10 protein-coding genes and 4 tRNA genes are annotated in these 12,436 nt (G+C 37.2%); all 14 read left to right on the top strand.

Going from position 1 to position 12,436, the window contains the following annotated elements; all coding sequences use genetic code 11:
• Position 1 precedes the first annotated feature (1 nt).
• Positions 2-241 (top strand): RNA-binding S4 domain-containing protein, encoded by a 240-nt coding sequence (locus tag LA20249_RS10405; protein ID WP_057738706.1) that lies wholly within the window; start codon positions 2-4, stop codon positions 239-241.
• Positions 242-341: 100 nt separating this feature from the next.
• Entirely contained in the window at positions 342-737 is a 396-nt protein-coding gene (locus LA20249_RS10410) for an FtsB family cell division protein (RefSeq protein WP_057738708.1), read from the top strand.
• Positions 738-760: 23 nt separating this feature from the next.
• Positions 761-1,171 (top strand): S1 domain-containing RNA-binding protein, encoded by a 411-nt coding sequence (locus LA20249_RS10415; RefSeq protein WP_057738710.1) that lies wholly within the window; start codon positions 761-763, stop codon positions 1,169-1,171.
• Between the two features lie 180 nt (positions 1,172-1,351).
• Positions 1,352-2,671 (top strand): tRNA lysidine(34) synthetase TilS, encoded by a 1,320-nt coding sequence (gene tilS / locus LA20249_RS10420; RefSeq protein WP_057738712.1) that lies wholly within the window; start codon positions 1,352-1,354, stop codon positions 2,669-2,671.
• A gap of 9 nt (positions 2,672-2,680) precedes the next feature.
• Positions 2,681-3,226, top strand: a complete 546-nt coding sequence (gene hpt / locus LA20249_RS10425) for a hypoxanthine phosphoribosyltransferase (protein WP_057738714.1) — start codon at positions 2,681-2,683, stop codon at positions 3,224-3,226.
• A gap of 83 nt (positions 3,227-3,309) precedes the next feature.
• A complete protein-coding gene (gene ftsH / locus LA20249_RS10430; protein ID WP_057738716.1) occupies positions 3,310-5,544 on the top strand; it encodes an ATP-dependent zinc metalloprotease FtsH in 2,235 nt (744 codons plus the stop codon).
• A gap of 46 nt (positions 5,545-5,590) precedes the next feature.
• Positions 5,591-6,472 (top strand): Hsp33 family molecular chaperone HslO, encoded by an 882-nt coding sequence (hslO, locus tag LA20249_RS10435; RefSeq protein ID WP_057738718.1) that lies wholly within the window; start codon positions 5,591-5,593, stop codon positions 6,470-6,472.
• A gap of 69 nt (positions 6,473-6,541) precedes the next feature.
• Entirely contained in the window at positions 6,542-7,546 is a 1,005-nt protein-coding gene (dusB, locus tag LA20249_RS10440; RefSeq protein ID WP_057738720.1) for a tRNA dihydrouridine synthase DusB, read from the top strand.
• A 75-nt stretch (positions 7,547-7,621) separates the two neighbouring features.
• Positions 7,622-9,112 (top strand): lysine--tRNA ligase, encoded by a 1,491-nt coding sequence (lysS, locus tag LA20249_RS10445; protein ID WP_057738827.1) that lies wholly within the window; start codon positions 7,622-7,624, stop codon positions 9,110-9,112.
• Between the two features lie 181 nt (positions 9,113-9,293).
• Positions 9,294-9,366, top strand: a tRNA-Val gene (locus tag LA20249_RS10450).
• A 92-nt stretch (positions 9,367-9,458) separates the two neighbouring features.
• A tRNA-Thr gene (locus LA20249_RS10455) sits at positions 9,459-9,531 on the top strand.
• A 10-nt stretch (positions 9,532-9,541) separates the two neighbouring features.
• Positions 9,542-9,613 (top strand) — tRNA-Gly (locus LA20249_RS10460).
• Positions 9,614-9,626: 13 nt separating this feature from the next.
• A tRNA-Pro gene (locus tag LA20249_RS10465) sits at positions 9,627-9,700 on the top strand.
• 242 nt (positions 9,701-9,942) lie between these two features.
• Entirely contained in the window at positions 9,943-12,429 is a 2,487-nt protein-coding gene (locus tag LA20249_RS10470) for an ATP-dependent Clp protease ATP-binding subunit (protein WP_057738722.1), read from the top strand.
• Positions 12,430-12,436: the final 7 nt, after the last annotated feature.

A 12,436-nucleotide genomic window follows, 5' to 3' on the forward strand; every position in this document is an offset into this window, starting at 1 on the left:
AATGAGATTAGATAAGTATTTAAAAGTTACGAGAATTATTAAGAGAAGAACCGTCGCTAAAGAATTTGCTGATAACGGTCGTGCCACAATCAATGGACACGTTGCTAAATCTTCAAGTGAAGTTTCTATTGGCGATGTAATTGAATTGCACTTTGGTGAAAAAACAATGAAAGTTAAAGTTCTTAACATCAAAGAAACAACTAAGAAGAATGATTCCGCCGACATGTATGAGGAAGTTTAAATTAAATAATTAGAATTGGATTAAAATTGCTGATTTTATTATTCAAATAGTTGCTTAAACTTGTTATACTCAAAGTAATCATTTCTAGGGGAGTAGTGGTATGGAAGTACATAAACTAAATTCAAATGTTTCCGTTTTAAAGCCTAAACAGTCGCAAACACCTCCGTCACCCAAGCCTAATAATTACGTCAAGAAAGTTCATCGTCGACGTATCGCAGTGATCGGAATTGTTTTTGCAATTATCATGGTTGTATTTGGCGTTCAAATTTTTAATGCGCATCGAACATATGCCAACACAATGGAACAAATTGAAGTTAGTAAAACGAAGCTGAATAAGCAAAAGTCACTGCAGAGTGATTTAAAACTTGAAGTAAGTCAGCTTCATGATACGAGTTACTTGGAAAAGTATATTCGCGAAAAGTACATGTATAGCAAACCGGGCGAACAAGTATATAATTTGCCCAACGATGTTAAAACCACTACGATTCAAAAATAGGGAAAGGAATTTTTTTTAATTAGATGACAGTCGAAGTAGGAGCTAAAACAGAAGGTAAGGTTACTGGAATTACAAACTTTGGGGCATTCGTTGACCTAGGAGAAGGACAAAGCGGAATGGTACATATCAGTGAAATCGCTGATGGTTACGTTAAGGATATTCACGATGTACTTAGTGTTGGAGATACCGTAAAGGTTTTAGTTCTTAATGAAAGAAATCATAAAATTGCACTTTCGATCAAGCAGGCTTCTGATAAACCAAAGCCTAAGTATCATGCACATCATTCTCATGAAAGAAACGAACATAAATCTCACAAACCCGAAAGCTTTGACGATATGATGTCAGGCTTCATGAAGGAAAGTGAAGAGCGATTGAGTACGATTAAGAAAAATACTGAAGGAAAACGTGGCGGCCGTGGTGGTCGTCGTAGCTAATTTTAAAAAGAATAAAAACTCACCACAAAACAGTTAGCTTAACTGTAAGAAGTGGGACATGATGTTCGACTTTTGAGCATTCAAGCAAATATCCGTGGTAATCGTTGTTGTGGTTATCACGGATATTAATTTTAAGACGGTAATTATGTTTTGTTAGTTAAGTTTGATTAAGGAAGATCAATGGAGTTAGATAATAAAGTTTTAAATACAGTGAAAAAAGTTTTGAAAAAATATAATGCGAGAAGAGTTCTAGTGGCCGTTTCCGGTGGCGTCGATTCGATGGTATTGTTAAATATCATTGGGCAATTGTTGCCAAAGACTGAATTTGGAGTGGTCAATGTAGATCATGATCTTCGCCCAGAAAGTGCTGATGAAGTGGCTTTTGTCCAAGACTTTTGCGCCAAGAATGAATATCAATTCTTTACGACTAAGTGGATGAATAAACCACAAGATAATGTAGGGATGGAGGCTTCTGCTCGTCAATTTCGCTATGGTTTCTTTAAAGAAATTATGCAATCTAATAATTTTGACACTTTATTGACAGCTCATCATGCCAACGATTTAGCTGAAAATATTTTGATGAAGCTAATTCGTTCAGGTAACGCCTATGAAGTCGTTAGTTTAAAGCAGCAACGTCCATTTGCCAATGGTCAAATCGTACGTCCGTTATTAGATTTTGCTAAGTCTGATATTACTGTTTTAGCTGATATCCATGATATTCATCATGTTCAAGATCAAACTAATTTTAGTAATATAACCTTGCGCAATCGATTGCGAAACAATATTTTCCCAGAGTTACAAAAAGAAAACGGGCAAATGTTAACGCACTTCAATTTCTTTGAACGGCAATTGATTGCCTTATTAGATCTTGCCAAAAGTAAATTCAAAGAAATAGAAGAAGCTATGCAGGTTTCAAATGTTGACCAGCAAGTTATCGGTTTAATTAATCCCGTTCGGATACTAGATTATGATCAGCAAAATTTGTTTTGGGGCAACTTTTTTACTAAACAACATTTTGAAATTGCTATTAGTAATCGACAGATTGATGAAATCGTGGGAATCGTTTCAGGGAATGAAGCCAATGCTTCAATCGATTTAGCTGATTCTTGGCAATTTATTCGTAGTTACGATAAATTTGTGATAAAGAAATCACAGCCAATGGAACGAAGTGCGGTTTCAGTTACATTAGGACAAGAAATCAATTTTATTCAAAAGAAATTTACTTTGACGGCTAATAATACAGACTTTAGTTTAACAACCGATTGGATTCCGAAAACAATTACTTTAAGAACGCGTCGTGATGGTGATAAATTATTGATAGCTGATGGACAACATCAGAAGTTGAGCAAGAGATTTATAAACAAAAAGATACCTGAATATAAACGAGATAATTATTTAGTTTTATTATTTGATAATCAGATAGTTTGGGTTGAAAAAATTTACAATATGAGTGATTATTTAAAAAAAGGTAATAATCACTACAAAATAAAACTTGATTGAGGTAAGAGAATGAATTCAGATATTGAAAAAGTTTTGGTCTCTGAAAAAGAAATTGACAAAACTATTCAACGTTTAGGAAAAGAACTAACAAAAGAGTATCAGGACAAGAATCCACTATTTGTCTGTGTTTTACGTGGTGCAGCAATGTTTATGATGGATTTAGTTAAAAGTCTAGATTTTAAAATGGAATATGACTTTATGGATGTTTCAAGTTATGGCGGGGAAAATACTGTCACAACTGGTGATGTTCGAATAATTAAAGATCTAGATACTTCTGTACGTGGTCGTGATGTCGTTATTGTTGAAGACATCATTGATACTGGGTACACTTTGGATCGTTTGGTGGAATTATTTGAATCACGACATGCAAACTCAATTAAGTTAGTTTCGTTCTTGGACAAACCGGCTCGACGCGTTAAGCACGTTGATGTTGACTATATTGGTGTTCAAATACCAGACGAGTTTGTTGTTGGTTATGGGATGGATTATGATGAACATTATCGTAATTTACCTTATGTTGGTATATTAAAACCAGACATATATAGTACAAAATAATTAAGATAGAGTTACAATTATTATTGTGTTACTGTTCGCCAATGTTACAATATGTAACGTCTAAGTAATTTAGGAGGAAATGTATGAAAAATAATCGAAATAGGTTAATTAATAATAGCCTGTTTTACATCTTGCTCTTTGTTGTTTTGGTTCTTGCAGCAAGTTGGTTTGCTGGTGGTCAGTCCTCAGACCAAACAAAGACATTAAGCCAAGACCAATTCATCACACAATTAAAGCAAGGCAAAGTGAAGAATTTCAAATTAGAACCTATTGGGGGAGCTTATCAAGTAACTGGTGAATACAAGAAAGCTCAAAAAGCTAAAACTACACGTTCAGTGTCACTATTTAGCCGTGCTCAATCAAGTACTTCTAGTGAAGTAACTTCATTTAGCTCAACTGTTTTGCCTAACAATGATACGTTAAAGAGAATAAATAACGCCGCTATGGCTGAGGGAGTTAAGACTACTGCTGCTCCCAAGTCACAATCAGGTCAATGGATCTCATTAATCTTAACGGTTATTGTTCCCTTTGCATTGTTCTTCTTTATAATCTTTGCAATGATGGGCCGTGGAGGCCAAGGTGGTGGCGCAAATCGTGTCATGAACTTTGGTAAATCCAAGGTCAAACCAGAGGATCCTAAGAAAAATAAAGTTAGATTCTCTGATGTTGCTGGTGCTGAAGAAGAGAAACAAGAACTTGTTGAAGTTGTTGAATTCTTAAAAGATCCTAGGAAATATGTTTCCTTAGGTGCCAGAATACCGGCAGGTGTCTTACTTGAGGGTCCTCCCGGGACTGGTAAAACTTTACTAGCTAAGGCTGTTGCTGGTGAAGCTAAGGTTCCATTTTATTCTATCTCTGGTTCAGATTTCGTTGAAATGTTCGTTGGTGTTGGTGCATCACGTGTTCGTGACTTGTTCGAAAATGCAAAAAAAGATGCTCCATCAATCATCTTTATTGATGAAATTGATGCCGTTGGACGTCAACGTGGTTCTGGTACCGGTGGCGGTGGTAACGATGAACGTGAACAAACTCTTAACCAGTTATTGATTGAATTGGATGGATTTACTGGTAATGAGGGTGTCATCGTTATGGCTGCTACTAACCGTTCTGATGTGCTTGATCCGGCTTTACTACGTCCAGGTCGTTTTGACAGAAAGATTCTTGTCGGTCGTCCAGATGTTAAGGGTCGTGAAGCAATCTTGAAAGTTCATGCTAGAAATAAACCATTTACAGATGATGTTGACTTACATGCTATTGCTCAACAAACTCCAGGCTTTGCTGGTGCTGATCTAGAAAACTTGCTTAACGAAGCTGCCTTGGTTGCTGCTCGTCGTGGCAAGCAAAAGATTGATTCAACAGATCTTGATGAAGCTGAAGATCGTGTTATTGCTGGTCCTGCTAAGAAGAATCGTGTTATTCCACAAGAAGAACGTCACACGGTTGCTTATCACGAAGCTGGACATGCTCTGATTGGTTTAGTTTTAAGTGATTCTCGTGTCGTTAGAAAAGTTACGATTGTTCCTCGTGGTCGTGCTGGTGGTTATGCCATCATGCTTCCTAAGGATGATCAAAACCTTGCAACTAAGAAAGAATTGAATGAACAAATTACTGGTTTGCTTGGTGGACGTACAGCAGAAGAAATTATCGTTGGACAACCTTCATCCGGTGCCTCGAATGACTTTGAGCAGGCTACTCAAATTGCTCGTACTATGGTTACTGAATATGGTATGACTGATCGTTTAGGAACAGTTCAACTTGAAAAGAATGGTCAACCATTTAGTGGCGGTAATTATCGTCAATTACCTTCTTATTCAGAAGATACAGCTAAATTAATTGATCAAGAAGTTAAACGAATTATTGATGAAGATCACGAACGTGCCCGAGAAATTATTGAGACACATCGTAAACAGCATAAGATTATTGCTGAGGCTCTATTGAAGTACGAAACACTTGATGAAAAGGAAATCTTGAGCTTGTACAATACAGGTAAGATGCCTGCCAATGATGCAAACCAAGAATTTCCAAGTGAAAGTGCTGCAACCTTTGAACAAGCAAAAAAGGCTGCTGAAGCAAAGGATGCTGAAAAGCAAAAGACAGAAGGAACATCGAATGATGATTCTGAGAATAAGTCTGACAAGTCAAATGATGAGAATCTTGATGAGACAGTTTATCCTTCAGAAAAAGACGCAACTAAGACATCTGATGAAAATAGTACGACTGACGAAACTAAGTCAGAAGATACTACTTCGACACCAGATGAAAACAAGTCGTCAAATCAATCTGATGATTCATCTGATAACAAAGATAATAATGATTAATAAAAAAGAGCGACTCGTATGAGTCGCTTTTTTGAACGGAGGAACTATGAGCGATAATTTAACCAAAGCAGTTTCTAAAGATGGAAAGTTTAGAGTCTATGTTGTTAACGCAACTCAAACAGTTCAAGAAGCTCAAAAAAGACATGATACTTGGAGAAACTCCAGTGCTGCTCTAGGTAGGACAATGATTGGATCAATTTTAGTTGCCACATCGACTCTAAAAGAAGATGAGCTTCTAACGACTCGTATTCAAGGTGGTGGTCCCGTTGGTGCCATCGTAGTTGATGCGGATGCTAAAGGAAATACCAAGGGATATATTACTAATCCTCATGTTAGTTTGAAAGCTCGTGAAGATGGGCACATTGATGTTAAGTCAGCTGTCGGTGATAAGGGTACTTTGAGTATCACTAAGGATTTGCATTTAAAAGAACCGTTTACCGGTGAGGTTCCTTTGGTATCTGGTGAGATTGGAATGGATTTCGCCTACTATATGGCTAAGTCTGAGCAAATTCCGTCAGCTATCGGTGTTTCAGTTTTTGTGGAACCAAATGAACAAGTTGGTGCTGCCGGAGGTTTTCTGGTTCAAACAATGCCAGGAGCAACTGATAAAGATATTAGTAAAATTGAGGCTAATTTAAAAATTGTTCCGAACTTGTCGACACTTCTAAACGAAGGTTTAACCAATGAAGAAATTTTGGACAAGATTATGAACGGCTTGGACATGAAAGTGCTTGATAATATGCCAGTTCAATTTAAGTGCGATTGTTCTAAAGAAAGATTCTCTAAATCGTTAGGAACATTAGCAACTAAAGATCTTCAATCCATGATTGATGAAAATCATGGAGCCGAGGCAGTTTGTAAGTTCTGTAACAATAAATATGAATTTAGTGAAGCCGATTTGAAAAAAATCATTGCCGAAAAAAACTAGCTACATTTGCCATATGAATGAATAGTTTGTTATTATTGCAAGTTGTAATAGAAAAACAGAGGTAGAATGATGGAATGGAAAATCGGCAATGTGACAATTCCTAATCAGATTGTTGTAGCCCCAATGGCTGGTATTACTAATTCAGCTTTTAGAGTTACTGCTCGTGAGTTTGGGGCTGGATTAGTTGTCTGCGAGATGATCAGTGATCAAGGCATTAAATACCATAATGAGAAAACATTAGGTATGATGTTTGTCGATCCTAAAGAACATCCAGTAAGCATTCAGATCTTCGGCGGTTCAATCGAATCGTTAGTTCAAGCTGCAAAATATGTTGATACAAATACTGGTGCTGATATTATTGATATTAATATGGGTTGTCCAGTAAAAAAGGTAACTAAGACTGGTGCCGGTTCTTATTGGTTAAGAGACCCTGATCAATTATATAAGGCAGTTAAATCTGTTAGTTCGGCGATAAAAAAGCCGCTAACTGTAAAAATGAGGACTGGCTGGGATGATGATCATATCTTAGCTGTTGAGAATGCTCTAGCCGCCCAAGAAGGTGGAGCTTGCGCAATTGCGATGCATGGTCGCACTAAGGCTCAGATGTATAAAGGACATGCTAACTGGGATATTTTACATGAAGTGGCCCAAAATGTTTCGATTCCTTTTGTGGGAAATGGTGACATAAAAACGCCTCAGGACGCTAAAATGATGATTGAAGATGTTGGCGCTGATGCAGCAATGGTTGGTCGAGCTGTTCTAGGTAATTTGTGGCGTTTGAATGCGATGAATCATTATTTAGAAACTGGAGAATTGCTTCCTGAACCAAGTGTTGCAGAAAAAATTAATATAGCTAAACTTCAACTCCAACGTCTGGTAGACTTAAAAGGTGAGCATGTTGGTGTTCCAGAATTTCGTCAACAGGCAGCATATTATCTAAGGGGAATTCCCCACGCTGTCAGGACACGTGCTAAAGTGATGGAAGAAGATACATTATCTGAAGTGTTTGACACATTAGATCAATTTGTTGAAAGTTACGAAAAACGAGAAGCGAGATCTTCAAAAATTTCGTAGACAGGGGGAAAAATTTTGAGTAACGAAAATAAGAAAAAGCAACCAACAAAAGAAGATATAAAGAAGAAGAGAGTCATGAATGATCAACTAAGGGTCAGACGTGAAAAGCTTCAAGAACTTTATGATGAAGGTGTCGATCCATTCGGCTCCAGATTTGAAAGAACGGCTCTAGCCCAAGAAATTCATGACAAGTATGGTGACGAGAACAAAGAAGTCCTTGAAGAACAGGATTTACCAGTCGTTATTGCTGGCCGTATGATGTCTAAACGTGGTAAAGGTAAAGTTGGTTTTGCCGATATCCGTGATAGAAGTGGCAAGATTCAAATTTATGTACGTAAAGACGTTGTTGGTGAGGAAAATTATCATATCTTCAAACGTTCTGATATTGGTGATCACCTAGGTATTCATGGTGAAATTATGAAAACTGATATGGGTGAGTTGACTGTTAAAGCTACTCACGTCACAATGCTTTCTAAGTCATTGCGTCCATTGCCGGATAAATTCCACGGTTTGACTAATGTTGAACAGATTTATCGTCAAAGATATTTGGACTTAATTGCTAATCAAGATAGTTTTGACCGCTTTAAGAAGCGTACTAAAATTATCTCAGCTATTCGTGAATATTTGGATGGCGAAGGTTTCATGTCAGTTGAAACTCCTGTCTTGAATACTCAAGCTGGTGGTGCTAGTGCTAGACCATTTATCACACACCACAATGCTTTGGATATGCAAATGTACCTTCGTATTGCGCTTGAATTGCCGCTTAAGCGATTGATTGTTGGTGGTTTTGAGCGAGTTTATGAAATTGGTCGAGCTTTCCGTAATGAAGGATTGGATACACAACATAATCCTGAATATACTTCATTGGAAACATACGCAGCTTATTGGGATATGACAGATGTTATGAAAGAAGTCGAAGGACTTTTCAGACATGCTGCTCAAAAAGCCAATGGTACGCAAAAGGTAACTTATCAAGGTGAAGAAATTGATTTAAGCAAGCCTTTTAAACGTATTAAGATGGTCGATGCTATTAAAGAACAAACTGGTATCGACTTCAGTCAAGATATGGATCTTGAACAGGCTAGAAAACTAGCTGATGAAAAAGGTGTTCATTACGAAGACTTCTGGGGTGTTGGTCACATTATCGCTGAATTTTTCGAAGAATTCGTTGAAGATACTCTTAAAGAACCTACTTTTGTTTATGAGTATCCTCTTGAAGTTTCTCCATTAGCTAAGAAGAATAAGGAGAACCCAACTTTCACCGATCGTTTCGAAGTTTATATTTTAGGTCATGAGTTTGGTAATGCCTTTACTGAATTAAATGATCCTATTGATCAGAAACAACGTTTCGAAGCCCAAGCTGCTGAGCGTGAAAAGGGTAATGATGAAGCTGAACATATTGATAACGACTTTGTCGAAGCTATGGAATATGGTATGCCACCAACAGGTGGACTAGGAATTGGTGTTGATCGTTTAGTAATGCTATTAACAGATGCACCATCAATTCGTGATGTTATTCTGTTCCCAACCATGAGACCAGAGGATAATGCAGATAATGAAGAATAATAATTAAATGAAGTCAGACTAATGAGTCTGACTTTTTTTGTAGCATTTTTCAAAATATTTAAGCGATAAACTATTTTAAAATGGTTAATTAAATTATTTTCAAAATAGTCTAAATTTTTTGTTGACAGTTTTTATAATCGAAAGGTATACTTATATAGTTGTTTCAAGCGAGAAACACTATGGAGGATTAGCTCAGCTGGGAGAGCATCTGCCTTACAAGCAGGAGGTCACAGGTTCGATCCCTGTATCCTCCATTAAGCATTTTGCTTAATGGTTCTTATCTATATGATCGGTCTTGCAAAGAGATTGGTTATTGTGTATTATGTTAGATGTCGTTTGACATAATGCCGACTTAGCTCAGTTGGCAGAGCATCTGTCTTGTAAACAGGGGGTCGGAGGTTCGAATCCTCTAGTCGGCATAGCCATAATGCGGAAGTAGTTCAGTGGTAGAACATCACCTTGCCATGGTGGGGGTCGCGGGTTCGAATCCCGTCTTCCGCTTAGAGAAAGAATTCGGGAAATAGCTCAGCTTGGCAGAGCATCACGTTCGGGACGTGGGGGTCGCAAGTTCGAATCTTGTTTTCCCGATTTCTAAATAAGTTTAAAAGGTAATTAATTCTGAAATGAATTAGTTGCCTTTTTTAGTTCTCTAAAATTAATTTCAGAATGTAAATCTGATTAGAGTATATAAATGGTCTGAATGTGTTAGGATTCTAATTGAAGGTGGTTAATTGTATTATTTGTTTCCTTGTATAAGATAAATTAATTGCTTTTTTTTGAAACATAATTATACTTTCTAATCAGACACTTAAAAAGTAGAGGTAACATTAATGGACAAAGTATTTACCGAAAGCGCCAAAAATGCACTTGTTTTAGCTCAAGAGCAAGCCAAGGCATTTCACCATAATGCCGTTGGTACCGAACATATTTTACTTGGGTTAGTAATGGAAAATGATGGTATTGCCGGTATTACTTTGAGAGATCTAGCTGTAAGTGATCAAGATGTTGAAGAGGAGATTGAACATCTGACAGGTTATGGAGATGTCTCATCTAATACTGCTAAGGGAATTTATTTGCCTTATTCTCCTAAGGGACAATTGATTTTAAGCAATGCAGAGGAAGATTCTAACGTTTACAAAGCCAATCGTATTGGTACCGAACACATTTTGTTGGCAATTCTTGATGATGCTGATAATTTAGCTAATCGAATTTTGGTTAACTTAGGATTGAGTCTAGCTAAGACTAAGTCGTTGTTATTAAGCAAAATGGGAATGTCAAACAAAGCTGCGCGTCGTGGTTTTGCAGCCAATTTAACTAATAAGCAAAAGAGTCAACAAGCTCAGGGTACACCTACTTTGGATTCATTGGCTCGTGACTTAACTAATTTGGCCCGTGAAAATCAAATTGATCCAGTGATCGGACGTAAAAAAGAAGTTGATCGAACGATTCAAATCTTGAGTCGTCGGACTAAAAATAATCCTGTTCTAGTGGGTGAACCTGGTGTTGGTAAAACTGCTATTGCTGAAGGATTAGCCATTGCTATTATTAAAAAAGAAGTTCCACTAGACATGCAGGGCAAACGGATTATGATGCTCGATATGGGTTCGCTTGTTGCGGGTACTAAGTATCGTGGTGAATTTGAAGATCGTTTAAAGAAAATTATCAAAGAAATTTATGAAGATAAACATGTCATTCTCTTTATTGATGAATTGCATACATTGATTGGAGCCGGTGGTGCTGAAGGAGCAATTGATGCTTCAAATATCTTGAAACCCGCTTTAGCACGTGGTGAATTGCAATTGATTGGTGCAACAACTTCTAATGAATATCAAAAATATATTGAAAAAGACACAGCCTTAGAACGTCGTTTTGCTAAAGTTTACGTTGAAGAACCTAGTGCTGAAGACTCAGTTCAAATTTTGAAGGGTCTACGTCCTAGATATGAACAACATCACAATTTAACAATTTCTGATGAGGCTGTTGAGGAAGCAGTTCGTCTTTCCACTCGTTATCTGACTAATCGTTTCCTTCCTGATAAGGCTATTGATTTGATGGATGAGGCTTCAGCTAAAGTTAGAATTCATAATGTATCAAAGAATAATAAGCTTGAAGAATTAACTGACCAATCCATGAAATTAATGGATGATAAGAATAATGCTATTCTTGATCAAGATTTTGAAAAAGCAGCTAAGCTTCGTGAAGAACAACAAAATCTACAAGCTAAAATTACTAAATTAGAGAATAAAAAATCCACACAAAAGAAACCAGTTGTTGGTGCTGACGATATTGCGGAAGTTATCGCCGAATGGACTGGTGTTCCAGTTAAACAGATCACACGTAAGGAAAGCGAAAAATTGCTTAACCTTGAAAGTGAATTGCATAAACGCGTTATTGGACAGGACAATGCAATTAATGCTGTTTCTCGTGCAATCCGTCGGGCCAGAAGTGGAATGAAAGATCCTAATCGCCCAATTGGTTCATTTATGTTCTTAGGACCTACTGGTGTAGGTAAGACAGAATTAGCTAAGTCGATTGCGGAAGTAATGTTTGGTTCAGAAGACAATTTAATCCGTGTCGATATGTCTGAGTACATGGAACAATACAGTACTTCAAAATTGATCGGTTCTGCTCCAGGTTATGTAGGATTTGATGACGGTGGACAATTGACTGAAAAAGTTCGTAATGAACCATATTCAGTTGTATTGCTTGATGAAGTTGAAAAAGCTCATCCTGATGTCTTCAATATCTTGCTACAAGTATTGGACGACGGTATTTTGACTGATGCCAAGGGTCGTAAAGTTGATTTTAGAAATACAATCATTATTATGACTTCTAACTTGGGTGCTAGATCACTTGAAGAGGATAAGTCAGTCGGTTTTGGCGCAAAAGATGTTCACGATGACTTCAAGGAAATGCAAGAACGAATCAATGCCGAATTGAAACGCTTCTTCCGTCCTGAATTTTTGAATAGAATCGACGAAACAATCGTCTTTAAGTCACTCAACAAGGAACAATTGAAGGATATTGCTAAGATTATGAGTAATAACTTGAGAAAACGACTTGCTGAAAGAGAAATTAAGTTAGTTATCACACCTACGGCTTATAGCGATTTAGTTAAAGATGGCTATAATCCAGAGTATGGTGCTCGTCCGATGAGAAGAACGATTCAACGTGAGATTGAAGATCCTGTTAGTGAACAATTGTTGATGGGACATGTCAAAGCTAAAGACTCAATCAAAGTTGGTTCTAAGAAGGGCAAGCTGACCGTTACAGTTGAAAGCCCTAAAGATAAAAAAGTTTTGACTAATCAAAAATAGAGAACTT

Origin of the sequence: Companilactobacillus alimentarius DSM 20249, assembly GCF_002849895.1 — a bacterium.
In the GTDB taxonomy this organism is placed as follows: Bacteria; Bacillota; Bacilli; order Lactobacillales; family Lactobacillaceae; genus Companilactobacillus; species Companilactobacillus alimentarius.